Origin of the sequence: Clostridium sartagoforme AAU1 (assembly GCF_000401215.1) — a bacterium.
Classification (GTDB): Bacteria; Bacillota; Clostridia; order Clostridiales; family Clostridiaceae; genus Clostridium; species Clostridium sartagoforme.
Genome location: NZ_ASRV01000205.1, coordinates 37,603 through 63,469, shown reverse-complemented (window position 1 = coordinate 63,469; position 25,867 = coordinate 37,603). Strand labels below are relative to the sequence as shown.

Sequence of the window (25,867 nt, the reverse complement as noted above, 5' to 3'; positions counted from 1 at the left end):
TAATTATTAATAATGGTTTTGTAAAGCTTTTTCAGTATTAGTACTATTGTAATTTAAATAGTACTTAGCTTCTTATCTTTTAAAGCTTGCTCATCTAGAGTATACATGTATATAACAATGAAAGGCCTATGCCAGTACCTTGTGTACCAGTATAGGACTTTCTTTGTTAAAGTAATAAACATCAATAGTTAAAAGGATCATTGCCCCCTGTCGGGTACCCAAATAAAGTACTAGTCTTATGCTTAGAGATACTTGCTGCGTAAAGGGTTCGATTTTGAGAAACCTTTAGACTGCTAGTAGCTCTAGCTAATGACCTGTACTTTTTGGGGTGACAGGTTAAGGGGCCCAAATAATTATAAGTTATAAACCCTACAGATATATCATCAGATGAAATTATATTAGATTACAAAGTTTATAGATAATTATATACGAACTTTAAATATCAAAGATATAAAAAAATCTAACTGCTAAAACTACAGTAATAATAATAGTTAGTGATTACTTTATAGAAGATTAAGTACTAATAAGATTAAACATATTAAAAGCTAAATAAATACTAGTTTCAAAGATAACATTTGATTTAGATTGCTACCTTTTTCAGTTTAATTTTATCTCTAGTATAAATAGAAAAATGGAATAGCTATAGCTAGTCCATATTTTCTATTTATTGAAATTTTAAGTTTAAGGAGCATTAAGCAGGGTTAGAGGCGCAGCTTCCCTTTGTAATCATAAAAATAGACTAATTAACAAAACATCTAAAGTTAAAAATTAAAATCAATGATTTAGATACAAATATAGTGATAGGAGCTAAGGCTATTTTAACCTTGCACAAGGATAAAAGTGGAACAACTTTTGTTAGTCCACATTTATCTTTGTGCCACTTAGTTAATATTAACGTTCTAGTTCATAGATTACCCTGGGCTTGGGTGGGAAATCCCATTATAATCAAAGAAATAGTAATAGCTAATGAGTACGCATGTACCTGATTAGCTATTCCTATTTTTATCATTGATAGTTATTTATTTTTTAATTGACTAATTAAAATACCAACATTAGATCCAAGTTCAGTTTTCAATCCAATTAAATCTTCACAAAATTGTTTTTCTTGCTCTATTGCTATATCTAACTTAGGTAAAAATCTATCAAATTTAATATAATCTTTTCTATATCCTTCAAATGCATCGCTTAATCTACGCTCAAGATATCTTTTCTTTCCAGTTCTTCTGTTTTCTAATAAGTCAATATGATCCTCAAACAGAACTTCTCTAGTATGAAGGTAAAGCCAAAATTCAAAATTAGGATTAGTAACATATAGGTTGATACCTTTATTTCTACATTTTTCAAGTATTAGATCATATTGATTTGGTTTAACATTTCCACAATCTCTATCAATGATAAGACATATTTTATCTATATCCTTATTATAAACTATCTCTTGGTCTTCTATATATTCAATAATTGAATCAATCTGATCAGTTAGTTGAATTTTATCCTCTAAATATTTTGCTAATCCTATTAAAGTTTCACTGGTAAAATTAATTATTTCATTTGTATCTTTTTCACTGATATAGCATAAGTACCTTATAATATCCTCATTTAACATTTTTGAAGTATAAATGCTATTGTCTTTTACATCTAGTATCTCAATGCAAAAATCAACAATTTTATTTGAAATCATATCAATAGAATAATAATTTTCTAAGTATCTCTCTAAATAACTTAAAATATTTACTGGATGGCTTTTTGTAAGTTCTAAATGACTTCGTAATATTGGTTGTAAGTCAATTAATGGATTTATATTTAGAATTCCTCTGTTATCAATTATCCCTTGAAAATATTGTGCTTCTGTTTCTTGTCCCTCATATACAAATATATACTTAGGCTTTTCTATTTGTTCACTTTTAAAATGTAAAGTTCTCTCACCATACTTCTTGGGTATTCTCATATTATACCTCCCCTATTGGAAAGATACTACTAAAGATCGGCACACCACCATATCTACCCTCTAAATAGGCTTTTTCAACTTTTTTATCAAATCTTATATTGTATTCATCTAAAGAATATAAAGAAGTATCACCTAAGTCCCCCTTGTTAGAAATCCATATTTCATCTTGCCTCAACAACTCAAAGTCTAATAATCTAGCTTCGTGTGTTGTTATTATAAGTTGAGTATTTCTATTATTAGCTAACTTTAAAAACTCTTGAATAAATTTATATGTTAATTGCGGATGTAAACTTCTATCTAATTCATCTATAATATAAACTTTATCTTCTGCATTATATAGTATTTCTATTAAATCTAATAATCTTCTAGTACCATCAGACTCCTCTTCAAATCCAAATAATACATCACTTCCATGATTAAATTTAATAGTTGTAACATCAATAGTTTCATTATCATCTAAAAGATTAAACATATAATAAGCATTACGAGTTCTTAACGTTATAGTAGCTTCTTTTTTCCCTTCATTATCTGAGTTCTTTATATTCTCCAAATCTGTAATAATCTTTTTAACTAAATCACCTGGCAAACCTTTTATTGCATCTATATTTGTATCTTCTACCTTAAAATTAGTAATTCCCGTTCCAAAGGACTGTAGAATTTTACATATTTGATTGTTGTTCTCTAAAAAATATGAATAATTTGATATAGGCCTTTCTGGATAATTTACATCAATCTTATTAAGAAACCATTCATATATCTTTTTGAAAATAATTAATTCATCCTCTTTTTTATATAAAGTACTTTTTGATTTACTATTCATCTCATTTAAAAATAGAACTTCATCGTTAGACTCTAAATCATTTAAGTATAAATTAAAACTATTCCTGCTGCCTTGATCTTTAATCTTAAGATCTGAACTAGATTTTTCATTAGGTATATCACGACTAAATATAACTACTTCTCTATTCGCCTCTAACTCTATAAGCCATTCTGAAATAAACTTTTTGTTATGAATACTAATTTCAAATCCATAGCTATATACTCTATCATCTATCACTATTTCAAACTCAAAATATGATGGCTTATTTTTACTTTCATTATCTAATTTAAATTCTGATGCACTAATATTATCTATTTCACCCTTTAAAATTATATTTCTTGAATAATTAATTGCTTTTACAAAATTTGATTTACCTGAAGCATTTGCACCAAATACTGAAGCAAACTTTAATAACTTAATTTTTTCATTATCAAAAATTCTCTCAGCTTTCTTTTTGGCCTTACCTTTAATCATTGAAAATTCTTGAATATCTTTAAATGATAAAAAATTACCAACACTAAATCTTACTAACATAATATCACCTCAATTAGATTATACGTGATTTTTTCACATTTGTTAATATAATTCTTTGCACTTTTACTTATTTTTATTCTATTTAATGTGATTTTTTTGTATTTAATAAGACATTTTTTGAATCTTTTATCGAATATCCGTAATAATTATTTAAATTATTTGTGCATTTAATATCTTTTTAATCAAAAAATAGGAATAGCTAATGAGTACGCATGTAACTGATTAGCTATGGCCATTTCTACCATTATTTTAATTCACATATCTCTAATTCTAAAAAGAACTTTGACAGTATCAAATACTTTCTTTAAATCACTTATGCTTGTATTATTTTTACACAATTTTAATTTTTTATATTTAAATATCCGAATTCCATAAGTTTTGCCTTAAAAATTAATACCCCTTGGGAAATTTCACAACTATCTAGAGTGATTACTAAATTTTATCATGTAATGTTAGAGTCTGTTCTTCTATTTTTAATTTTTCCAAATCATCATAATATCTCTTTATCGTCATATTCATGCATGCAATTCTATTTTCACTAGTTCTTCCATCAATATACCTTTGATTATAAAAAAAAGTAAAATCGTGAATCGTTGATACAAGACTCGAACAACATTGACACCATTTTTTCAACTCCTTAGGTGGTAGCTCTAATTCTGTTTCAAAAAAATACCATTTTTCAATGTGTGGAATTAAGATTTCCATATCTTGTATTAATTCTATTTCTGTTTTACTATTATTAATGAATTCGTTGTATAAGCTAATAGCACTCTCAGCTAATGTCACTATATTTTTAACTATCATTGTAGTTTTTTTATATAATAAATTCTTTTCTCCAATATTTTCTTCATTGAAAGTCTTTAATGTATCATAATAAGTGTGCACATTAAAGTGTATATTTTTGATTACCTCACAATTATTATATAATTTATACCACCATTCTTTATCTTGACTATTATCCACCCATGTTGTATGACAAATATAATTATTATTAATCATGTCTTGTTCATCACGACCAAAATAACAAAACACTATATTTGCAGGTTTTCCTTTCCAGTACAACTCTGATTTTGAATTATTATAGAATTCTTCCATTTTTAATTTTTCAACAACCTCATGATTTATTTGAGCAATTTCCTCAAATGAAAGTGGCTCTTTTAAAATTATTCTTGCGGAATATCTTTTAGCAATACTACTATGTAATGGTTTTACAGAATAAATTGTATATTTTTCAGTTTCTTCATAAAAGTTCTTTATTTTATATGAAGTATAATCTTCCACTGAGAAATATATAGTACCACCTAGGTTGGCTCTATAAATAGGATTCTGTATCCTTTTATGGTTATTTTTATTCCATATGCTTAAATAAAGAAATAAAAGCTTTTGAATATCATTTAGCGATTTCTTTCCTTCGCGTATAATATACCTATCTTTTAAAGCTTCACATAAAAAACTAGTAAATAAACTAACAGGTTTATTTGGATGTCCATAAGAATACTGTGTCGCATTGCATGATGAAATTACTGCATATCCCTTACCAACGAAGTCATCTAAAAGCATAGTTTGAGAAAAAATAGGTGTTTCAACTACTTCAAAATTACCAGCCATACAGCTATCAAATATAATTATCTTGTTTTTAGCAGGGATTGACTCAAATAATTCTATAACTTCTTGAGTCATTATATAACCATCACTCAACAATAATAAATGTCCAATTTCAGAATTCCCTCCATGACCAGAAAAATAGAATATAAATGTATCCTCTGGTTTTACAGTAGAAATTGCTTTTTTCAAAGAATCCAGAAAATTAGATTTAGTTACAATTCCATTATCTCCACATGCAATAATATTAGAGGCTTCAGCTTTTAAACCTTTAGTTAAAGCTTCAGACATTGCAGAAATATCATTAATACAAAATGGTAAATTATTTTCATTCATCATAGAGTAATCGCTAACTCCAATAAGTAAAGATTTTACTGTAGACATTGGTTATCTCCTTTAAGATTTTATTTTTAATGTTTTTTAAAACAATACTGCCCGAAGCATTACGTGATTTCTATTAACTTACTACTAACATTTAATCAGTGTATTTTGAGATCTAAGCTTGTCTGACACGCTATTACAATTAGATACAAGGTTATTAAAGTGAAATTATTTCTAAAGTACTTTATTTATTAAGCTCCCTAATAATAATAATATATATTATCTTTCGAAGCATATTGCCCATATATCTGATATTATTATTATTTTTAGCTAACTTGTCTAAAATCTCATTTATACCATTATATTTATCGATTATTTCCTTTTCTTTATCAGATAACCTTAAATACTCTCTTTCAAATTGAATATTAATTATTTTTCTTCTACTTTCCAAGCTAATACTATTAAATTTTATAAACGAATCAAATCTAGAATATATTGGTTCATCCCAGTTTTTTCTTAATTTCATCTTCAGTCTTATAATTAGACGTACAAAGATAATTGAATTTTGTAAGTTAACTTTATAATTAGTATCTTCTAAAATTCCTTCATCAAACATTTGATAAAAGGCACTATAGAAAATATTATTTGATTTGTCGAATTCATCAAGTAATATAATATTTGATTTTCTTTCTAATAATTCTTGAGCAAAGCTTAGTTCGTTATGTTTTCCTCCAAACAAATATGTAGAATATGCTTCATTTTGGAACATTGAAAATTGTTTTCTAAACAGGTCCTCTTCTAATAAATTTGCAATAAATTTAACACTTTCTGTTTTCCCTACACCTGATTCCCCATATAACATAACTACTAAAGGCTTATTTTCTTCCATCCTTAAATTTTGATAAAGTGTAGCACCTAATTCATCCTTTATACTATCTTGCCCAATGATTTTAAATGAAAATTGATTGATAATTTTTTTTATTAAATCTAGTTCAATTTTTTTATATTCATGATTTATTATCTTTATATTCTTATTTCTTTTATATAAATTATTTACTAGAGTCTCTGGGGGTTTTGAACATATATATTTTCTATTTCCCATTTCTCTAAGAAATTAGTAAAGTTTAAAATTACATGTTTATTTACACTAGCATAGTCTGTTGAATATATTATTAAATTCTTGATATATTCTTTTTCCTTATTGTCTATATCATTTTGCCCAGGTACAGTATGTAAATATGTTCTTCTATCTGAATCATCTTCATCTACTAATTCCAAGAATGTACATATATCTCTATTGGGTATTATCTCTTTAAACTTATAGCTTGGACCATTAAAAATAGTAATATTATTCATTAGTTACCCCCGCTAATATTACATCATATACATCCAATATATTCTCTTTCTTTTTATTATCTAATGTTTCTATTACTGTTAAATCATTTTTTAACTGTTGGAACTCATTTTCCATTGTTAATCTTTCTTCTGGAAAACTTCCAACTTTTATAGCATGATATGTTAGGTCCATTTTTATTACATCTGAAATCCCATAATTATTTCTAAATGCCTTTATATTGAATCTTAAAATCTTCTTTGGATTATCTCCATTTTCTGCAATTAATTCATAATATCCTTTTGCACTTTCTAATGCTTCATCTAGCTTTGATATATTTAAACTACCATTGTCATCATTATTTAAAATACTATAAGGTGAAAACATTTTGAAGTGAGCTAAAGAATTTGGATATGCACTCAATTTGAATCCCTTAAATACCATTATACTCTCTTCATTCGCTACCGTATTTATGTAATCAGATAAAACAGTATTGGATAATGTTGTTTTCATCAAGCTTTGTCCTAAATATTTTGCTTGACCATTTAATTTCTGTTCGACGCCTGTATCTACAAATGAGAATAGTTTCAGTTTAACTCCTAACTTTTCTGCAATATTAAAATCTACTTGTTTTGTTTTCCCTTTAGACTCCTCATCTACCACATTAACCTTTCCACCATTTGTAATTTCTAAAAAATCTGTAGCCGAACATTCATCAAAATATATTACTTTTATTATTTTACTGGTTTTCTTTTCTTTCTTACTCCTCATATTTCCCCCTTCTTATTTAATATAATCCGCCTTTTTTATCCTCAATATATATATTTTAACATAAATATAATTTTTTTTTAATAAAATATAATAACTATAATTTTGTTTATAAACTGATATGTTAAAGTATATTAATCTTATCTTCTTTTTCCTAGAAATGTATTCTTCTACATTCTGCACTATAAACCCGCATGATTTATTTCTTCATTATTCTACCAAATTCATCAACAAATAACCCGAATCCTGGTATTTATCAAAGATTATTGAATTATGCCCTAAGTATATACACACTAATTGATTTTGCTTGGAAAACTTCATTATCATTAATTGTAATTACTTCAATATTACTCAATCATAATGTAGCAATATCTAAAATCTTACTCAAGCTCGAAACTCGCTTCAGTAATTTTTATCTATTACTTTGATTTTAAAGGGGTTTCCCACCCTAACCCAGGGTAATGACGAAACTATTGAGCTCTAATAATCCAAGACACAAAGAAAAGAGGGGAATAGTAGCAACGCTATTCTCCTCTTTTCCCTGTGCCTTGGAATCTAAAGATGAGGTTAAACTAAAATATATTTTTCATTTTCACTATACTGCTTAATTTTTTCTTTTTTCTCATCTTTTAACTTACTTCACCAACTACTTAACTTATTCTTCTTATTAGTCTAGTTTTTGTGAAAATTCTAATATTTCTTCATAAAACTTTGATTTACTATAGATTTTTTCAACATAATCACAATACTTTAAAATTAGATTTTTTTCGTTGTCACTTGCACCTATCATGGAACGTAAGTTATTAACATACATTAAAACTTTATTAATATGCTCCCATTTATCCATATGATTGTTTATATTTTCTTGCATCTTTTGTTTTTTTATCAAATTTTCTTTTTCTATACGAACTTGCTCTTCACGTATCTTCTCTTCTTCCAATTTTTTAATTTCTTTTTTTATCTCTTCTTGTTTCTTTTCCATTTCTTGATCTATAATAATCTTTTTAGATATAACATCATCTCTTAACTTATAAAACAGCTCTATTAATTTACCTTTTATATCCCCTGAATTAGAAATTTCTATTGTCTGCAACAATTCCCAGGTATCCTTTTTATTTATATCTTTATTTTCGCCTAAAATTTTAAAGTATAATTCTCCAGTATATTCTAAATCATATAAAGGTCTCATATTTCTTTCTTCGGTTTTTGCCTTATCTCTTAACTTAACTTGCTTTTCATATAAACTACATTTATATTTACTTCCCAATAAAGTAATCATTGTGTTATCGTTATTTTCCATTGAATCAACATATACTCTACCGCCAATTTTTGAAATACAACTTATAAATATACTCATAAATCTATATGCTTTATCTCTCTTTTTTTCTGAAGTATTAATATCTAATACATTTTTTTCTTTTCCTTTTGGTAAAGAAAAAATTCTCCTTTCAACTTCCAACTAATATTAGGAGGTAAATTTTCTAGATAATTATCTTTCCTTTTATTTTTTCTATAGTCCATCTCACGACAATGTTCTTCAATTATATGGCAATAATTCTTTTCATCTAATATAGTATTAATCTTTTTAACCCATGCATCAAATTCAATTTCATCATATATATTTATTTCACTACTATTCATCAGCACCAACACCTTTTTCAAAACTAAATCCAGCACGATATAATAAATCTATTAAGGCTTCAAGTACCTCTTCATTTTTAACTTTCTCTGGAATTAAATATCTAATTTTACCATCCTGTACAATTGTAGCTAACCCTTTCATAAAAGTTGATACTGTTGGATATTCATAAATACTCATATATTCATGTCTACTGTCTTCAACATATATATCCCTATAATTACTCCAATCATCAATACTATTAAGATGAATTCCAACTATAAAGCTTCTAATTGAAGCTAAAGCATTAATTGTATCTTCCAATTTTTCTTTTAAAATATTTTTTCTATTACTATCAGTAAAATCAACTGATAACTTTAATTTTAGATTTAACTCTTTGCAGATATTATGTAAATTAACAATGTCATCTATATTTGAAAATAAAAATTCTTTTCCTTTGCTACCTTTTATGTATCCATTTATTATAGCTATTTTAGTATTTTTAAATCTACATAAACCTTTTTCAAATATTTTATAATAATCAAAAAACTTTTCTTTACTATATTCTACCGATTTATATGGTGATTGAAATTCTATAAGACTAGCAGCTCCATATCTATTAAAGCTACTTTTTATATTTTTGATTATAGACTCTAATAACATTTTATCTTTCCATATTTCATCATTATTTTTTCTATAAACTATCCTTAATATATAATCCTTTCCGGGATCTTTTTCAATTAAACCATTAGCTGTTTCAATATACTTACATCCAGTAACTATTTCATTTGGATAATTAATATTAGAAATCTGAACTGGCTTAAACACACGCTTTCTTTTGGATAACTTTACTCTATTTGAATCAATGCAAAGTTGAACATATTCTGGCCAATAATCTAAATCTTTTATTTCATCATTTAGCCAACAATACATTATCAGCATTTCAAGTTCACCCCTATGTTCCTTAATGAACTCTCTATGCTCATTTCTAGCGTAAATATCATTAATATCAAATGGATTTTCTTGATATCTATAGTCGTACTTATTAATATGATAAAAAGTATTTGTATCTCTATTATATTCTGTTACAACATAAGTTTCGTAATAATGATATGCAACCGCACTTGCATAATTCAGTAAATTTACATTATATTTTCTAAATACACTCTTTACCCAATCTACTACTGAATTATCAAGCTCCTTCATTTCTGAAATAGATGGAGCTTCACTTTCATTTTGTTTATATTCTTGTGCCATTATAGTTAATTTATTACTTAAGGTTTCATTCATAGGAACATATAATTTTTTCTCAATAACGTACTCTGCAACTTTTTTAAAATCCTCTTCTTTATAAAATAATTCACTATCTTTCATTTCTTCAAAAGCTTTAGCAACATATTTATCTAATCTTTTTTATTATCTAAATAATAAGATATTATATATTCATTTGTTTCTGGATATCTTTTTTCTATATCATTCTTAAACTTATCTACTGTTTGTTGTGTTTTTATCTTTTCATAATCGTAATCCTCTAAATTCAAATAATTATTAAAATAATCTGTTACATACTTAATAATATTTGCCATATTTTCTGAATGTTTCTTAAAATCGAATTCATCAAGTTTATCTTCCCTTTTTCTCTTAACAATATACTCTTCCAACTTGAGCATTTCCTAAAACCCCGCTTCTCTTATACTATTAAAATACAATATCTTGTTCTAATTATTGACATTATCCGCTTTCTTCTATTCATGAATCAAATTTACCTGAACATAATCAAAAGCTCTTAAGATATATGATTAGAAAAGACTAAAGGTAGGTTTCTTGATATTCTATTTCTAAGAAAATTTTTTATAGCTTATTCATCATTCCAGTAGTATATATATTTCTATAGTTATACTGAAGAAATATATATAAAGTTATTTAAATTATAGGATTTTATTGTTAGGAGATAAATATATGGAATAGATAGAAATATTAAATAGTGCTGTTAACTATATCGATGATGTAAATATACTTTCTGATAATCAAGAAAATTTGAATTTCTCTAAAAAACATCAAGAATATTGTCATAAAAATGTATGTACTTAGTAGAATTTGAAGATGAAAATAATTCTCATTTTAAATGTATTTTCCCATTTCTATCAAAAACCTAAATTTCTTAGAGCACGTTTCATGATACAATATTCTAAGTTACCTATCATTTCACTATACTCCTGAAACTTTAGTTACTAATTTTAACCTAATAAGCTTATAATTTTGTATGTATATCTTGTCTATGTTCATTAAAGCAACTTCAAATAGAAATTTTGTTATGTGTTGCTTGCTTTGCTAGGAAGTTTATCATATTTTCTTTTCAACATCGAAAACCATTCTTCTGGAATCTCTTTGTAAATTAATTCCATAGCATTGTTAAACCATAACTCTAAAACTTTTGGATTAGGTGAATATGGATGATAACATAAGAACTCGTCATTGTTTTTTTCTAATCCTATTACATTAGCCTCTTTAGATAATTTTTTAAGACATTGTCCTACAAGGCTTCTAAAAGATAAGTTCTCATTTACTCCCCATGCCTTAAATATAAAAGTATCAGAGTCAAAATTTCCAAACACATTATCAAGTTCATTAGTTCTCTCATTTGAAAAAATACTATGGATATCCTCAATGCCCTTAATTAGTGGATAGAATTTTTTACTGCTCCCTTCTCTAATATCAGATATATTAATTATTCTACTATGCTGTGCTCCCGTATTCCACATTATTCTCATTATCTGATCTTGAGTTTCATCTGGTATCGCATCAACTAAATTGTCTTTTAATAACCACTTAACAAGATTATCTTTTGTTAAACTGTTGATCTGTTTATTAATTGGTTCTGAACCTCCAGGATTCATCATTATAAATAAAATGTCTGGCTTACTATATGTTAAGTTTAGTCCACTCTCCACTAAATTTCTGTCTAATATATGAAGATCATTACGATATCCCTTATAGTAACCTTGTTCAACACTGTAAAAACTCCCCTTTGCGATATATTTATCTCTAACCTCTTCTTTTGAATAAAACTTATAACTCATAACTATTTCCCCTCTAAATAATATTTTCATATCTAATTGATCTGCATACGTATGTACCTCACTAAAATTAAGTATATATCCTTTCATTATTGTCTACAAATCATCAGTTATTATATATTACGTGATTTTTACAGAAAGTTTATAAAACAAACTTTTAAATGCTTTTATTTAGTTCCTTACAAAGATTAATTTAATATTAATAATCAATAATACTATTTCAATTCTAATTAATGCACCTTAACTGTCACCCAAAAAAGGACAGGTCATTAGCTAGAGCTACTAGCAGCATAAAGGTTTCTCAAAGTCGAACTCTTTATGCAGCAAGTATCTCTAAGCATAAGACTAGTCCTTTATTTGGGTACCCGACAGGGTGCAGTGCTATATATAACTCTAAATGTTTTTAACTTATCACAAAGAAAAACCTATACTATCACACAAGGTGCTGGCATAGGTCTTTCATTGTTTTCTTTTCATTTATATTTTAGATGTGCTGGCTTAAAATTCACATTTAGGAGGACTAGCTACAGCTGTTCCACCTAAATAAGAATTTAAAGCCAACTTTTTTATCGCTACACTCAAAATATACTTTTTTTTGGGTTCATACTCTCTAATAGGAGTTGCAGTATTATCTTCTTTTTGTAGATATATATCTTGTAAAAAACTCTAAACTTATTTGTTCTAATTTCCATACTACCTATGGTAACCAAACAAATTTTTAGAGTTTTTTAAGTAGTGATAAAGCAGCCATTTATTACGAGCTTCATCACTAGGAAATTCAAATAGTATATTCATGCTTTATCATCTCCTCTTAATTATACTATATAAATAAATCCATCTGTTACTAATTGAGAAGAATTATATTTCATAGATATTTCTTTAAGGCTACCTAAATTTGCAACAACTTTTCCTTTATCTGATTTTTCAGCAATTACAAATCTATATTCATTTTGATGTTTAAAAAATTCATCTTTCCAAAACAATCTACTTACTTTCTTTTGTTGGTAATCTAAAAGTGCTTCTTCAGGTAAGTTATCTTCACAATAATAATTCACCTTACCTAATCTACTGTCTATATTTGATAAACAAGTCTTTATAGCATTAAAAAATACTTTACTATTAATAATCAAAGCACTATTACCCCAAGAACTAAAAATTTCTTTCTCTTCATTAGTAAAATTATATTGATAATATTTTTTATCATCTTCTTCACCAATAAAAACAAATCTTTCAGCATCTACCTTATAAAAACAAGAAGTTAAATACCTTTCATCATCTTTGTATCTAAATGTAAAAGTAGCATCTTCTCCATTATTTAATAAATTAAGAAATAAATCCATTTGCTCACTAGAGTTTTCACAAGAAAATTTATAGTCAATTAATTTACTTCTTAATGATGCTTCATTTTTATCTCCTTGTCCCTTCCTCTTTTCTTCTCTCTCTAAATCTATATAAGATTTTAATGGTTGCATAAAAATTTCACCTGAATACAACTTATCTATCCATTTTTCATCTCCGAATTTTATTATTAAATTATTTAACTTCTCATCCACAACCAATCCCTCCCATAGAATTAATATTCTACAAGATTAATAAATTTCCTTTTAATACTGTTCAATACAACCCCTAGAATCTCTTTTATATCTTCTAGCTTTCATACATTCCCTAAGATCATCAGTTTCAGTTTCTTTAAATAAATTTTTACTACCACAATGAGAACATGATATATATTTACCATCCTTCAATGTGCTATTTAGTGGTTCTGTTAATAATATAATTTCTTTACCACACCTTTTCATTTAAAACTAGTATAATACAATCATAATTCCTCCTATATAAAAAGAACCCTCATTATTGAGAGTTCCTTCATTAATCACAAATATTTTGTAATGTTTGCCACATTCCTAAAAAAATAGGTCCATATTTCGCTGTTGCTGCTATAAACTTTGGAACAATATCTTTAAAGCTGCCTTTATTCTGATTATCTTTAAGTTCATTTGCTATCCTTAAAGCCTCTTCTTTCTCATAGTCATCATTAATATTTTCATTAATTAGTCTAATAATATCCTCAAATAAATCTACTGAATTATTGTTTTGTATATTTTTATCACCTATAGCTAAATTTCCGTTGGCATTACTTATACTTCCAATATTTATTATACTCATATATTTAGCATTTACCTCCTCTTCTTTTGGAAGATCTTCAATTAAATCATCTATTCTAAATAAAATTTCTCTAAAACAAGGTTTAACAACTTCATTATTCCATATTTCTACATTTTCATAGCTTGAAGTATTTCTAAACACATCATATAAAAAGTTATACTCCACTAGCTGGTCATCAACACTTGAAAAATACTTAAACTTTTTAAATACATACGCAATTTGATAGTCTATAGAATCTGAAATATTTAACTCTATCCAGCCATCATCATCTTCTTCAATATTATTTGTATCTAAATCATAGAAAGGAGCTGTTAAAAACTTTAGGACTCTATTAAATTCTATTAAATTAATAAACCTTTTTATATTAACATGGTACATAGTTCTTCCAAAATTATTCAGAATATCTTCCATGCATCCTTGGATATCTCTCCTTGCTCTAATAATTTCCTTTTTATTAAATATATCTTTTTCCATGTGATCACCTCCTTCCATAGAACTAATTCTACAGAATTTGGCAATATCCTCTATTTAAAATACCCACTTATATATATCTTCATATTCTTTTCTATATCTATACTACGTAGGTCTTGTTATACCTAATAATTTCATACACTCAGTAGGTTTTATATCTCCTGATAAAACTCTTTTATTTTTCTTTTTCTTAATCTTTTCAATATACATTTGCTGAAGAAACTTCCATGTGAAAATGCTTTGTACAATAACTTAAATATAAGTCATCTTTATTATTGAACATATCCTTGTTTCAATAAGTCTATTTCTCTATCCCCTGAAAATGTCAGCAAATTATCGAAATACAAATCACTACCTTTTATAATCTCTAAATTAATTTTAGCTTCTTTTAAGTAAGGATTAATTTTTAAAGCTTCATTAAAATAGTCTATTGCTTTATCTCTATCTTTATATACAACGCTTCCATAAATTAACCCAAGCACATTATAAATCTTATCTTTTTGTTTAGCTGGAAACTTCAGGTATTGTTTAAAACAAATAATTGCATCATCATATTTATTAAGCACATCCATATATAACTCGCCCATATTTAAAAATGGCAATGGATTATTAGATGAATATTTCATTCCTAATTCAAAATATTCCTTTGCTAATTCATAATCTCCTAATTCTTTATAAATAACACCAATATTATTTAAAATTTCACTATCCTCTGGTTCTATATCTTTAGCTCTTAATAAATAATATAACGCTTTTTTAACATTACTATATACTTTATAATATAAATTTCCCAAGTTGAATAATCCAAATAAGTTATTGTAATCATGATTTAAAAGCAAAATATACTTCTCTTCTGCTTTTTTATAATCACCTAATTTTTCATATATTAATCCTAATGTATTATTAAATTCAAACTCTTCACTATATATATCAACCACATATTTATATAACTTATATGCCAAACTCCATTCTTCTCTATCATAGGCAATATAAGCTTTTAATATAACACCTTCCTTATGGCCCTTATTTTTATTTAACCATGTAATTAATCTAAATTCCTGCTCATTATGATCCTTCTCTTCATATATTTCAATTATTTCATTATAATTAATATCTAAATCATTTTGTTGAGAAGCAATTAATTGATTAATTTTTTCTTCAAGGTTCATATGCATATGTGTTATATCTTTATGAATATTTTTTTGTTCTATAATATGTTCTTTTTCTTGCAATAACCTTTCTAGCTCCCTATCATTTTTTATCTCCTTTTTTAATCTCTCTATAAACCAATCAATATCCTCCTTATTGGCTATTTCAATTTCACCCTCAATAGAATTTGTGTTAAATCCATTACCATCTAATAAATCTTTTTCATTATAATTAAATGAGTTAATTATATAATGAATATTCTCTTGCCTAGCAGAAAGCTATTTGAATAATCTCCATATTTATTTCCATATTTTTCACAAAACAAATTCTCAACCAAATGATATATTCTTGTTAATTTTAACTCAATATCCTCTTCCGTAATAAAATTATATACGCTATTTCCAACAACTCCACTAAATACACTAATTACAAAACCTAAAACATCCATAATCTCATCTCCATTTAATTTATATATACCTTTTGTAAAATAAACTAATTATTAATATCACTTTAGTTTTCATTTCTCAGACTAATTTTTTAATTTTCATTCTTTATAACAGTCAGTAATTTAATAAAATCATTAATATGATTCTCTGTATATTCATTATCCATTACCCTATCTAATTCCATTAATGTAACTATTTTATCTCCTATTCCACCAACTATAATTGAATGTAAATTAACCTGTCCAATAGTTAATAGTAGATTTCCATTTACTTCAAAAACCAATCCCATTCTATATAGCTCTAAAACATCTTGATATAAAGAAATCCTATCAAATGGTATATTTTTTTCCATACCATCGGTTATGAACTTATTAGCCAAAAAACTAGCCTTTCCGGATACACGATATTGCGCAGTATTAATAAATATAGCAGTCAATAATAAACATTGCCTATAACTTAATCTTTCTGCAAAACTTATAATCTGTATAGCCTCATCACTGCTAAGTTCCTTGCAAAATCCCATATTAGCAAGTAAATTACCATAAAATTTTAGTTTCATTTTTTGTGCTTCTCTTTGTGATGAAATTATTATCGCCTCAAAAATTTCCTCGCCATCACTTATATCATTAAATTCGTCATAAAAGAAATTATCATCACGTATAACTTTTCCTTCTAAAAGATTTTTTTCTATCTTTTCAATAGCAGAAACCATAACCTCTTTTACTCTATCACTTTCAAGTTCTGTTAACTTTCGTGTATCAAATTCATTTGCAATTTTATTAATTAAAACGTCAATACCTTTTTTTGCCCTTCTGCCAAAACACCTGTTGGATCAACTAAACTTAATGCTCCACCAGCAGCAGTTTTAACTATAGCTTTTGATTTTAACAACCCATTATAAATTTTTCTCTTGCTTTTATTCTCCAAAACTCATCCTCCTTTAAATGAAGTGTTATAAGTGTAAACAATAACAAGTTACGTTTCTTTATAAAATCATAGTATTTTAAATACTATTTATTATATATACTACCAATAGTTAACTCTCATATACCAAACAATTATATCATATTGTAACAATTTTCCTAATAAAAGGTTTTAATTTTCTCTTTTAATTTAAGAGCACTTTAACTGTCACCAAAAAAAGGTCAGAGCATTAGCTAGTACTTGCACTAAGCAAACATTGGACACCCAGAGGTGCTACTAGGTGAAGTTTGCTTTCGAATTTACTATCTAACTTTTTCCTTTGTGTTGGTTCTTCTTTTATAATTGTTTAGCTCATTTATTCCTCCTTAATTTTAAACATAATAAAAGCACCTACTCTTTATCTAAGTAAGTGCTCATTAAAAGTCTAATCCAACTAATGTATTCTTTTCTATTGCTAATTCTAAAGCTTGTATTAATACTTCACATTCTCTATCTTTTGCAATTTTTAATGCTTTATTTAAATTATCACCTTTAACTTCTTCTGATTCATAAACATCAATTAAAATATCGCATTTATTGTTTATATAGTCAAATATTCCAGTCTCATATATTTAATCAAACTCTTTTTCTTTTAACGTATAAACCTTTATGTTTTTAGAATTTTGTTGCCAATAATTACATTCTTCAATACTATCTTGATTTAAAGGAACTGATATAAAATATTCCCTCTCCATAATTAATTCTCACCATCATTATTTTTAAAGTATTTTATAGACCGATATTCTGATTTCCTTTTTCCTTTTTTCTTGCCTCTTTCAATCTTATTAGTTGGATTATTACCATTAATTATCTATTTAATAATATAACTACAATTTCATTTTCTGGCATATTAACTGTCACAAAAAAGGATAGTAGCAACTTACGATGGATAATCTCTTTTCTTCTGTAGCACCACTGCACCAATAAACTTCAATTTAACATATTGCTTGTACCTAAAAATGTTTATCCCACGAACTTCTTACCCCACTTAGTTTGCTATAGTTATTTAAACATATTTAATTTAGTTTTCAATATAATAATTTGCTCTTTTGAGTGTTTTTTCATTCTTACACCTTTTCCAAAAAAGGTATACTTATTTTTATTAATTATTTCTTCATGTTTTCTAATAGCATTTACTATCTCTTTTTTTTCTTGTTCTATTTTTAATCTCTTTTCATCAAGTCTTTTAACTTCATCTTCTTCTTCTCTTCTCCTTACTTCCTCCTGTTCAGCTCTTAATTTTTCTTCTTTTATGCTTTTCACAGCTTCTAGTATTGCCATTAATCTATCTTCTTCTATTCTCCTTACTTTCTCTTCTTCTGCTCTTATTTTTTCTTCTTTCCTTCTCCTTGCTTCCTCTTGCTCCGCTCTTATTTTTTCTTCTTTCTCTCTCCTTACCTTCTCTTGTTCCGCTCTTAAATTCTCTTCTTTTATGCTTTTCACAGCTTCTAGTATTGCCATTAATCTATCTTCTTCTATTCTCCTTGCTTCCTCTTGTTCTGCTCTTATTTTATCTTCTTTCTTTCTCCTTACTTCCTCTTGCTCAGCTCTTATTTTTTCTTCTTTCTCTCTTCTTTCTTTCTCTTGCTCTGCTCTTATTTTTGAGTCATCATTATTCGAAATAAAATTAGAATTAATATTATTGTTATCCTCTGACAATTTTGCTGAAAATCTAATACTTCTATTAGTTGTAGTCTTATCAAATTTAATAATGTACAATAGATTTTCACTATTAATCTCTTTTATAGTACCTACCCCAAATATATTATGAATTATCTTATCTCCAATTTTAAATTTTATATCGTTAGTTCCTTTTAATTTTTTTTCGGTAATATTAATGAAATCATTCGCATCCTCTATTAAGTTTTTATCTAACTTAACAGTATAATTTAAATATCTCTTATCAGTATTGAAAATAAATCTTGATGGATAGCGACATGAACCATCATAGTTAAAACCTTCAGATTCACTTAAAAACAATGCATTTTCAGCGCGTGTATATCCAACATAAGCCAATCTACGTTCTTCTTCTAACTTATCTTGTGTATTTGCTCTTTGACTTGGAAATATTCCCTCATTTAAACCACAAATAAATACATATGGAAACTCTAATCCTTTTGCAGTATGAATAGTCATCATTTTTATTTTATCTTGCTCTTCCTTCATATCAGAATTTGAATATAAAGCAATTTCTTGTAAATAATCTTCTAAAGATGTCTCTTCTCCAGCACTACTTTCATAATCTACAATAGAACTCTTTAACTCCGCTAGATTATCTAGACGCTCATCTTCTCCACTCTGTCTCAACATAGCTTCATACCCGCTATCATTCAATACTGCTGTTAATAGATCTGTTATTGTCATCTCTTTATATATTTTTTGATATTTTTCTACTAAATCGACAAATTCACTTACTTTACTTTTTAAAATAAGTTTATCTTCAATATTGTACTTTAAAGCATTAAATAATGAGCAATTATTTTTTTCAGAATATGTTCGGATTATTTCCATTCGCTTCTTTCCAAAATTCCTCTTTGGCTCATTAATTATACGAATTAATGATAAATCATCTTCAAATACGATCATCCTTAAATAACTTAGTACGTCTTTTATTTCCTTTCTCTCATAAAATCCTACTCCACTATATAAAACATACGGCATTTTTTCTTTTATTAATATTTCTTCAATACTTCTAGATACATAATGAGCTCTATACAATATACATACATCATTATATTTATTTCCTGATTTTATAATTTCTTTTATTTGATTACTAATCCATCTTGCTTCATCATATATTGTTTTAGAGTGATTATAAATTACTGGAATTTTAGATTTTTTAATAGCTCTTAATTCCTTCTTTATTCTCTTTTCATTTTTATTTATTAAAGAATTCGATGCGTTTAAAATATTTTCACTAGAGCGATAATTTGTGTTCATTATTATTGTTTTAACATTTGAAAATTGCTTATCAAAATTTAATATAAATTCAATACATGCCCCTCTCCATGAATAAATAGTTTGATCTGGATCCCCAACAACGAATAAGTTTTTATGATACTCACTTAGTAAGCTTGCAATTACATATTGTGATGAACTAACATCTTGAAATTCATCTACCATAACATACTCTAATCTTTTTTGCCACTTTTCTCGTTTCTCTTGAAAAGTATTTAATATATATAATGCAATCGTAATTAAATCATTGAAATCTAAATTAAAGCTTTTTCTTTGTTGATACAGATACCCAAAAAATATTTTATCATCAATGTTTTCTGAAGATATGAATTTTTGTTTTAATACATTACTATCCATCTCTAGTATATATGGTATGTGCTCCATCCTTCCTTTTCTTATACCTATCATATCTTTAGAATTAGAAAAAGTATATTGTCTTGAAGTTATATTTGCTTGTTCGTACACAATTTTCAATACTGAACTCATATCTTCTGTATCCATTACAATAAAATTACTTGGATAATTTATTACATGAATATCTTCCCTTAATAGTTGTCTACAAAAACTATGAAATGTACAAATCAAACCTGTGTCATTATCTCCAATAATATTACGTATACGTTTTTTCATTTCTTTTGCCGCTTTATTTGTGAAGGTTACACATAAAATGTTAGCTGTTGAAATCCCTAACTCTTTTACAAGATATATATATCTACTTGTTAATGCTTTTGTTTTACCGCTACCAGCCCCTGCTATCACACGTACATACCCTTCCGTTGATGTTACAGCTTCCTTTTGCTCATCATTAAGGTCCTTTAAGACTTCAAACTCCATAATTGCCTCCTTAATATCTATGTAAGAATATACTTTATGATTTAATAAATTCATTTACCTTTAGAATTTTTATACTCCATTCTATAATTTTAATTCTATTTTATTATATTTACCAAAAATATACAACCAACCACTTTGCACCTTAACTGTCACAAAAAAAGGACAGGTCATTAGCTAGCTCTACTAGCAGCATAGAGGTTTCTCAAAATCGAACCCTTTATGCCGCAAGTATCTCTAAGCATAATACTAGTACTTTATTTGGGTACCCGACAGGGTGCAGTGCTCTATATAACTATAAATGATTCATACTTATCACAAAGAAAAACCTATACTAGCGCACAAGGTGCTGGCATAGGTCTTTCATTGTTTTCTTTTCATTTATATCTTATATGTGCTACCTTTAAATTCACATTTAGGTGTACTAGCTACAGCTGTTCCATCTAAATAAGAATTTAAAGCCAAATATTTTATTGCCACTAAACTATTATTATCATGTTTCTGCATTTGAACTCCCTAAAGGGGCCCACCTTTGATATTTATCAAAGGACATTTTCTTGTTATTTAACCTTTAGATGTATATTTGCTTCTGTCCACTCGGGCAAGCCTCATAGACATAGCGGAATAAATGCTCTTAGATAAAACTCTGAATATTCTTTTAAATAAATTTTTTTATTGACAAAGAATATCCCAATATGAGCTTGGGCCACTAAGAGCCTATGGTAGTGGCTTGTCCCTCTAGTGTTTAAACTTTTTATACTGTTTCATCTAATTCTAGATTATTACCAGGCTCAACTTTTAATATTCTATCATATTGGGGCTTCTTTCTTAATTTAATTCTTGCAACATTTTCATTTAACTTAGTGATTAAATCTTAGTCAACAATAAAATTTTTATCTCCTACTAACAATAGTGGTTCCTCTTCTTCTATAGCTACTGCTAAATATTCTCCATCCCTTTCTACAACTGCTTTATTTTCTGTATAGCACCCTTGACGCTTGTACTGTTTCTTTAGTGTTGATGTTACTTTATGTTGTATATTTGGTTTTCTATATTTATATATTCTACATGTAATTTCTCCATCTTCATCAACCATAGGAACTTCCCTTTCTGTTTCAGGAATATCTATAATTAGCTTTACATTAATTTCTGCCCCTTCAAAGCTATTTCCTATTACATGGCCTAAGCATCTTTTTATTTCTTCATCTATATCATTTAGTAAACATTTAAAAACTGGACTATTTATATTAATTGCTGTATCCATAAGAACCTCCAATAATAAACTTATTTATAAAATATATTTGTCCTTTGCCTGTTACCTTTGTAGTTTTGCTTATTTCATTTTGGCCATTATTTTTAGTTATAATTATTTCTTTAACTTTAAATAATTCAAGCTCCATGGCTCTTTGAGTTGGCATATTATAATCAACACCTTTTTTCTTGATTAAATATCCATTATCTCTAAGCCATTGAAATAGTCTATTTTGACCAATATCCACTCCGTTTTGTTTAATAAGCTTTGCAAGTTCACCAACTAGAATAGTAGATGATGATATTGTAACTGCATCTGCAAATACAACCTTTGGCTTTTGCTCTTCTATAGCTTTAGTTAATGTTTTTTGATTTTCTTTTTCTACCTTTAATTTTTGTAGCATAGTTATTGAAAACTCTGGATTTTCTAACATATCATCTAAAAGCTTTGAATTTACATACATACCATTTTTTCTTATATCTTTAAGTATCAACTTAACTTCTTTTTTAAATGCTTTAGCTATAGGTTTTCTACTTTGCATCAATACTTCATATAATCCATCCTCTGTTAAAAACCATGTTTCTTGATTACCTCCAGGGGTAGTAATAATGTTACGAACCTTTTCTTCTTCATCTACTACATTTACTAACTTACTAACATTACTAATAGAATAATCAATCCATGTAGCAACATCCTTTGCCAAAAACAATGGGTTTTCATAAGTACCATAGATTTTAAAATTCTTCCCAAGTACTGCTCTTTCCATAATTACTGTTAAATTCTTTTCCATACCCATACACCTCTCTATTCCTTAAGTAAATTTCTTAGGTTATCTCTATTTTCTAATGCATTGATTTTTCTAATGCTGTTTCCTTTACTTTCAATGGTTGTACACATTTCTATCAGCCTGTCCACTGTTCTTTCTCCATACCTATCTTTTAATATGTCGACTGGATAGTTTGTTGTAACTACTGTTGGCAGTTTATTTCTATATCTACTATCTATGATGGTGTAAATTTTTGATATGCTCCATTCAGTATTTTGTTCTGTTCCTAAATCGTCTATTACTAAAAGATCTGCATTTCCTAGAAGTTTTATTATTTCCCATTCGCCTTCTTTTCCCCAGGTTGAATAAGTTTCTTTTATTCTTTCTAGTAATCCATTTATGCTAATACAAACTACTGGCACACCTTTTTTTAAAAGTCCATTTGCAATAGCAAAGGATAAATAGCTTTTCCCATTCCCTACTCCACCTGTTATTAATAAGCCTAGTCCCTCTTCTTTTATCTCTTTAAAGTTCTCAATATATTTAATTCCTAAGTTATAAAGCTTTCTATCACCTTTTTCAAAATCCCAATTTTCAAAGGTTTTATTATAAAAGCTTTTTTCCATTAGTGAGTTTTTCTTAATGGTTTTAAGCCTTTGATTCTTTTCTTCTTTTTCTATTGCTTTATGCTTTTCTTCTAGCTCTTTCTTTCTGCAGCTGCATATAATATTAACTTTAATTGTTTTCCCAAAGAGCTGAACTAATTTTTCAATATTATCTCCACAAGTTTTACAAGTCATCAATGTCAAGGATATATCCTTCTTCTCTAATGTGTCCTTCATCACTTGATGTACTATCTCCAATTTTAAACTCCCCTTTTTTACCTCTAAATTTTCCCTTACTTTTATTTAATATCCCCTCAACATAGCTTAATGTATATTTATTATTTTTAATTGCTTCTATCATAGCTATCTTAATAGCTTCTTTTGAGTATTTTTTTATATTGTGATCTAAGACATCTATTATTACACTGTTTATTTTTCCAAAGCCATTATTTATATAAAATTCATATATATCTTTATTACTACTCCTCCACCACTCTTCTTTATTAATTTTATTTGTACCTATATTATTATTTTTTTCATGACTATCAGTATTTAGTTTATATTCAGTTGGTGGTGGTGTTTTAGTATTTAGTTTATATTCAGTACTTAGTATATATTCAGTATTTAGTAGGGGCGGATTCTCCGAATTGGCAAAATCCATTTTGGTTAATTCCGAAACTGTATTTTCCACTTTGGACTTTTCCGCTTCTGTACTTTCCTCAATGAAAAACTTTTCCTTATGTGATGTTGTTTCATATACTAAGTATTCATAGCCACCTTCAAACCTTCCATTTTCATTTCTTTTATAAAACCTTTCTATATATCCAACATTTACAAGCTCCTTAATACCTGTGGCTATACTATCTTTTCCATCCCTACAGTTTTTAGTTATTTCATTGCTATAAAATTCCCAATCATCAGGCTTACTTAAAAAATATGCTAGTAACCCTTTAGCCTTCATACTTAACCTGTTATCAGTTAAAAATCCATTATGCATTATTGAATAGTTTTTATTTTTTACTGTTCTAAAAATAGCCATATCTATTTACCTCTATTTAAGTGATAATCTAAATCCTTGATTTAGTTCTTCAAACTTACTCAACGACAGAGAAGTTGAGCTTCCTTAATTAACTTTTTTAATTTATATACTTGGACATTTTAAGTCTTCTAATTAACTCAACTGCATATGAGTTGAGTTTCATCTAACTTTGTTTTATAATTCTTATGTGATAGCTACCTTTTGCAGAAGCACCTATCTTCAAACAATTTTATTTATCTAAGGCACCTTAAGTGAGAATCTAAATCTTTGATTTAGCTCTTCGAACTTACTCAACTGCTACCAGGCGTTGAGTTTCCTTTGGAAAGGTGTCTTTTTTATTCTTCATTTCCTTTATTAACTACATATTCACTATCTATAAAAGCTTCTCCAAAGCCTAAATTTTCACCTGGATCCTTTACTGTAATAACAGTATTGTCTTTATTTAAACCTTCCATCACTTGCTGCACCTGTTCTTGCTCTATAGATATTGGCATATACTTTATAAGCCTTAATAATACGGTCTTTAACCCCATAGATACATAATGCTCATTCCATGGTCCAAATACTCCTCCTTGTTTATTTTTTGACTTTGTGAATTTATCTCTATGTTGATCTATTTGATTTTTAGTCATTACTATAAATCCAGTTCCACCATCTTTAAGCTTATAACATGCATAAAAGTGAGTTATCTTATCTTCCTTATCTTCCCCAGATGGTATATGAATAAGCTTTTCCTCTAACCCATAAGCATACTCAAACTTATCACCTTCATAGACTTCATGAGCTGATATTGTACTCACTTGGCCTGTTCTTCTAATTAAATCTAATGCTCCTTTATAGCCTATTTGAAATTGAGCTTCCATTTGTTCAGTTTTATTATTGTAAAAAGGTACTATATAGGCATGGCCTAGGAGGTTAGGCTCTAGTCCTAATGTGGCACAATTAACTATTGATCCAACAATGCTCGCTGGATGACACTCCATAAGCTTAGGATTTCTAGACACTGCATTTAATCCAATTCTGCAAAGCCTTTCTGGTGTAATATGCTTTGGAACTAATGTGGATATTGCCTTAAACTGATTTTTAAGCTGATTGCTTATTACTACTTGAAAATTATTTTCTTTATTTAGTATCTTTTCTTCTCCTTTACTTTTAATAGCTTTCTTTACACTTTCTGTACTTGCAACATTTTGCATTGTCATA

Annotated in this window: 26 protein-coding genes; all 26 read right to left on the bottom strand. The window is 27.3% G+C overall.

The features are described 5' to 3' along the window. Positions 1 to 1,015 precede the first annotated feature (1,015 nt). The 26 genes from A500_RS19725 to A500_RS16405 all read right to left on the bottom strand — a co-directional run bounded on the left by A500_RS19725 (position 1,016) and on the right by A500_RS16405 (position 25,866). Positions 1,016 to 1,945 carry an RloB family protein gene (locus tag A500_RS19725; RefSeq protein WP_016208706.1) on the bottom strand — a complete coding sequence of 310 codons (930 nt, stop codon included), beginning with the start codon at positions 1,943 to 1,945 and terminating at the stop codon, positions 1,016 to 1,018. A 1-nt stretch (position 1,946) separates the two neighbouring features. Beyond that, entirely contained in the window at positions 1,947 to 3,299 is a 1,353-nt protein-coding gene (locus A500_RS16505) for an AAA family ATPase (protein ID WP_016208705.1), read from the bottom strand. Between the two features lie 432 nt (positions 3,300 to 3,731). Further along, positions 3,732 to 5,285 carry a caspase family protein gene (locus A500_RS16500; RefSeq protein ID WP_016208704.1) on the bottom strand — a complete coding sequence of 518 codons (1,554 nt, stop codon included), beginning with the start codon at positions 5,283 to 5,285 and terminating at the stop codon, positions 3,732 to 3,734. A 181-nt stretch (positions 5,286 to 5,466) separates the two neighbouring features. Beyond that, on the bottom strand, positions 5,467 to 6,324 hold the full coding sequence (locus tag A500_RS16495; RefSeq protein WP_051993188.1) for an AAA family ATPase: 858 nt from the start codon (positions 6,322 to 6,324) through the stop codon (positions 5,467 to 5,469). Further along, positions 6,279 to 6,578, bottom strand: a complete 300-nt coding sequence (locus tag A500_RS19720; protein ID WP_051993187.1) for a hypothetical protein — start codon at positions 6,576 to 6,578, stop codon at positions 6,279 to 6,281. Before A500_RS19720 ends, A500_RS16495 begins: the two co-directional genes overlap by 46 nt. After that, positions 6,571 to 7,326, bottom strand: coding sequence for a DUF6414 family protein (locus tag A500_RS16490; RefSeq protein ID WP_016208703.1), 756 nt, complete (start codon positions 7,324 to 7,326; stop codon positions 6,571 to 6,573). The genes A500_RS19720 and A500_RS16490 overlap by 8 nt, the downstream gene beginning before the upstream one ends. Before the next feature lie 664 nt (positions 7,327 to 7,990). After that, the gene (locus A500_RS16485; RefSeq protein WP_016208702.1) at positions 7,991 to 8,782 is read right to left on the bottom strand and encodes a hypothetical protein; all 792 of its coding nucleotides are present in this window, start codon (positions 8,780 to 8,782) and stop codon (positions 7,991 to 7,993) included. After that, on the bottom strand, positions 8,725 to 8,964 hold the full coding sequence (locus A500_RS16480; RefSeq protein WP_016208701.1) for a hypothetical protein: 240 nt from the start codon (positions 8,962 to 8,964) through the stop codon (positions 8,725 to 8,727). Before A500_RS16480 ends, A500_RS16485 begins: the two co-directional genes overlap by 58 nt. Further along, on the bottom strand, positions 8,957 to 10,315 hold the full coding sequence (locus A500_RS16475; protein ID WP_040437055.1) for a hypothetical protein: 1,359 nt from the start codon (positions 10,313 to 10,315) through the stop codon (positions 8,957 to 8,959). Before A500_RS16475 ends, A500_RS16480 begins: the two co-directional genes overlap by 8 nt. Positions 10,316 to 10,344: 29 nt before the next feature. Continuing rightward, on the bottom strand, positions 10,345 to 10,602 hold the full coding sequence (locus A500_RS21460) for a hypothetical protein (protein WP_040437054.1): 258 nt from the start codon (positions 10,600 to 10,602) through the stop codon (positions 10,345 to 10,347). A gap of 651 nt (positions 10,603 to 11,253) precedes the next feature. Continuing rightward, positions 11,254 to 12,021: a hypothetical protein gene (locus tag A500_RS16465; RefSeq protein ID WP_157453688.1), complete on the bottom strand. Its 768-nt coding sequence runs from the start codon at positions 12,019 to 12,021 to the stop codon at positions 11,254 to 11,256. A gap of 812 nt (positions 12,022 to 12,833) precedes the next feature. Beyond that, positions 12,834 to 13,571 (bottom strand): hypothetical protein, encoded by a 738-nt coding sequence (locus A500_RS16460; RefSeq protein WP_016208699.1) that lies wholly within the window; start codon positions 13,569 to 13,571, stop codon positions 12,834 to 12,836. A 51-nt stretch (positions 13,572 to 13,622) separates the two neighbouring features. Continuing rightward, on the bottom strand, positions 13,623 to 13,817 hold the full coding sequence (locus A500_RS16455) for a hypothetical protein (protein WP_016208698.1): 195 nt from the start codon (positions 13,815 to 13,817) through the stop codon (positions 13,623 to 13,625). Positions 13,818 to 13,887: 70 nt separating this feature from the next. Beyond that, a complete protein-coding gene (locus A500_RS16450) occupies positions 13,888 to 14,658 on the bottom strand; it encodes a hypothetical protein (RefSeq protein ID WP_016208697.1) in 771 nt (256 codons plus the stop codon). 269 nt (positions 14,659 to 14,927) lie between these two features. Further along, positions 14,928 to 15,887 (bottom strand): tetratricopeptide repeat protein, encoded by a 960-nt coding sequence (locus A500_RS16445; protein WP_016208696.1) that lies wholly within the window; start codon positions 15,885 to 15,887, stop codon positions 14,928 to 14,930. A 161-nt stretch (positions 15,888 to 16,048) separates the two neighbouring features. Beyond that, complete coding sequence (locus tag A500_RS16440; protein ID WP_016208695.1) at positions 16,049 to 16,252, bottom strand: hypothetical protein; 204 nt, start codon at positions 16,250 to 16,252, stop codon at positions 16,049 to 16,051. Between the two features lie 89 nt (positions 16,253 to 16,341). Continuing rightward, a complete protein-coding gene (locus A500_RS16435) occupies positions 16,342 to 16,962 on the bottom strand; it encodes a hypothetical protein (protein ID WP_016208694.1) in 621 nt (206 codons plus the stop codon). 71 nt (positions 16,963 to 17,033) lie between these two features. Continuing rightward, on the bottom strand, positions 17,034 to 17,177 hold the full coding sequence (locus A500_RS20545) for a hypothetical protein (protein WP_157453687.1): 144 nt from the start codon (positions 17,175 to 17,177) through the stop codon (positions 17,034 to 17,036). A gap of 608 nt (positions 17,178 to 17,785) precedes the next feature. Beyond that, the gene (locus tag A500_RS21780; protein ID WP_278245134.1) at positions 17,786 to 17,908 is read right to left on the bottom strand and encodes a hypothetical protein; all 123 of its coding nucleotides are present in this window, start codon (positions 17,906 to 17,908) and stop codon (positions 17,786 to 17,788) included. Between the two features lie 307 nt (positions 17,909 to 18,215). Further along, on the bottom strand, positions 18,216 to 21,005 hold the full coding sequence (locus tag A500_RS16430; protein WP_016208693.1) for an ATP-dependent helicase: 2,790 nt from the start codon (positions 21,003 to 21,005) through the stop codon (positions 18,216 to 18,218). Positions 21,006 to 21,383: 378 nt separating this feature from the next. Continuing rightward, on the bottom strand, positions 21,384 to 21,509 hold the full coding sequence (locus A500_RS21775; protein WP_278245133.1) for a hypothetical protein: 126 nt from the start codon (positions 21,507 to 21,509) through the stop codon (positions 21,384 to 21,386). A 367-nt stretch (positions 21,510 to 21,876) separates the two neighbouring features. Next, positions 21,877 to 22,266 (bottom strand): hypothetical protein, encoded by a 390-nt coding sequence (locus A500_RS16425; protein WP_016208692.1) that lies wholly within the window; start codon positions 22,264 to 22,266, stop codon positions 21,877 to 21,879. Next, positions 22,250 to 23,044 (bottom strand): phage antirepressor, encoded by a 795-nt coding sequence (locus tag A500_RS16420; RefSeq protein WP_016208691.1) that lies wholly within the window; start codon positions 23,042 to 23,044, stop codon positions 22,250 to 22,252. The genes A500_RS16425 and A500_RS16420 overlap by 17 nt, the downstream gene beginning before the upstream one ends. Positions 23,045 to 23,058: 14 nt before the next feature. Then, a complete protein-coding gene (locus tag A500_RS16415; protein WP_040437051.1) occupies positions 23,059 to 23,883 on the bottom strand; it encodes an ATP-binding protein in 825 nt (274 codons plus the stop codon). Beyond that, on the bottom strand, positions 23,810 to 24,664 hold the full coding sequence (locus A500_RS16410) for a DnaD domain protein (protein ID WP_016208689.1): 855 nt from the start codon (positions 24,662 to 24,664) through the stop codon (positions 23,810 to 23,812). Before A500_RS16410 ends, A500_RS16415 begins: the two co-directional genes overlap by 74 nt. A 335-nt stretch (positions 24,665 to 24,999) precedes the next feature. Further along, positions 25,000 to 25,866: a recombinase RecT gene (locus A500_RS16405; RefSeq protein WP_016208688.1), complete on the bottom strand. Its 867-nt coding sequence runs from the start codon at positions 25,864 to 25,866 to the stop codon at positions 25,000 to 25,002. Position 25,867: the final 1 nt, after the last annotated feature.

Bases quoted from the DNA above. Each gene is read 5' to 3' on its own strand.
- A500_RS16480 (WP_016208701.1), bottom strand. From the start codon at position 8,964: ATGAATAGTAGTGAAATAAATATATATGATGAAATTGAATTTGATGCA.
- A500_RS16420 (WP_016208691.1), bottom strand. From the start codon at position 23,044: ATGGAAAAGAATTTAACAGTAATTATGGAAAGAGCAGTACTTGGGAAG.
- A500_RS16455 (WP_016208698.1), bottom strand. From the start codon at position 13,817: ATGAAAAGGTGTGGTAAAGAAATTATATTATTAACAGAACCACTAAAT.
- A500_RS16500 (WP_016208704.1), bottom strand. From the start codon at position 5,285: ATGTCTACAGTAAAATCTTTACTTATTGGAGTTAGCGATTACTCTATG.
- A500_RS21780 (WP_278245134.1), bottom strand. From the start codon at position 17,908: ATGGAGAGGGAATATTTTATATCAGTTCCTTTAAATCAAGATAGTATT.
- A500_RS16430 (WP_016208693.1), bottom strand. From the start codon at position 21,005: ATGGAGTTTGAAGTCTTAAAGGACCTTAATGATGAGCAAAAGGAAGCT.
- A500_RS16505 (WP_016208705.1), bottom strand. From the start codon at position 3,299: ATGTTAGTAAGATTTAGTGTTGGTAATTTTTTATCATTTAAAGATATT.
- A500_RS16465 (WP_157453688.1), bottom strand. From the start codon at position 12,021: ATGAGTTATAAGTTTTATTCAAAAGAAGAGGTTAGAGATAAATATATC.
- A500_RS16435 (WP_016208694.1), bottom strand. From the start codon at position 16,962: ATGGTTTCTGCTATTGAAAAGATAGAAAAAAATCTTTTAGAAGGAAAA.
- A500_RS21775 (WP_278245133.1), bottom strand. From the start codon at position 21,509: ATGCAGAAACATGATAATAATAGTTTAGTGGCAATAAAATATTTGGCT.
- A500_RS16440 (WP_016208695.1), bottom strand. From the start codon at position 16,252: ATGGATGTTTTAGGTTTTGTAATTAGTGTATTTAGTGGAGTTGTTGGA.
- A500_RS16425 (WP_016208692.1), bottom strand. From the start codon at position 22,266: ATGGATACAGCAATTAATATAAATAGTCCAGTTTTTAAATGTTTACTA.
- A500_RS19720 (WP_051993187.1), bottom strand. From the start codon at position 6,578: ATGAATAATATTACTATTTTTAATGGTCCAAGCTATAAGTTTAAAGAG.
- A500_RS16490 (WP_016208703.1), bottom strand. From the start codon at position 7,326: ATGAGGAGTAAGAAAGAAAAGAAAACCAGTAAAATAATAAAAGTAATA.
- A500_RS16450 (WP_016208697.1), bottom strand. From the start codon at position 14,658: ATGGAAAAAGATATATTTAATAAAAAGGAAATTATTAGAGCAAGGAGA.
- A500_RS16405 (WP_016208688.1), bottom strand. From the start codon at position 25,866: ATGACAATGCAAAATGTTGCAAGTACAGAAAGTGTAAAGAAAGCTATT.
- A500_RS16410 (WP_016208689.1), bottom strand. From the start codon at position 24,664: ATGGCTATTTTTAGAACAGTAAAAAATAAAAACTATTCAATAATGCAT.
- A500_RS16495 (WP_051993188.1), bottom strand. From the start codon at position 6,324: ATGGGAAATAGAAAATATATATGTTCAAAACCCCCAGAGACTCTAGTA.
- A500_RS16475 (WP_040437055.1), bottom strand. From the start codon at position 10,315: ATGAAAGATAGTGAATTATTTTATAAAGAAGAGGATTTTAAAAAAGTT.
- A500_RS19725 (WP_016208706.1), bottom strand. From the start codon at position 1,945: ATGAGAATACCCAAGAAGTATGGTGAGAGAACTTTACATTTTAAAAGT.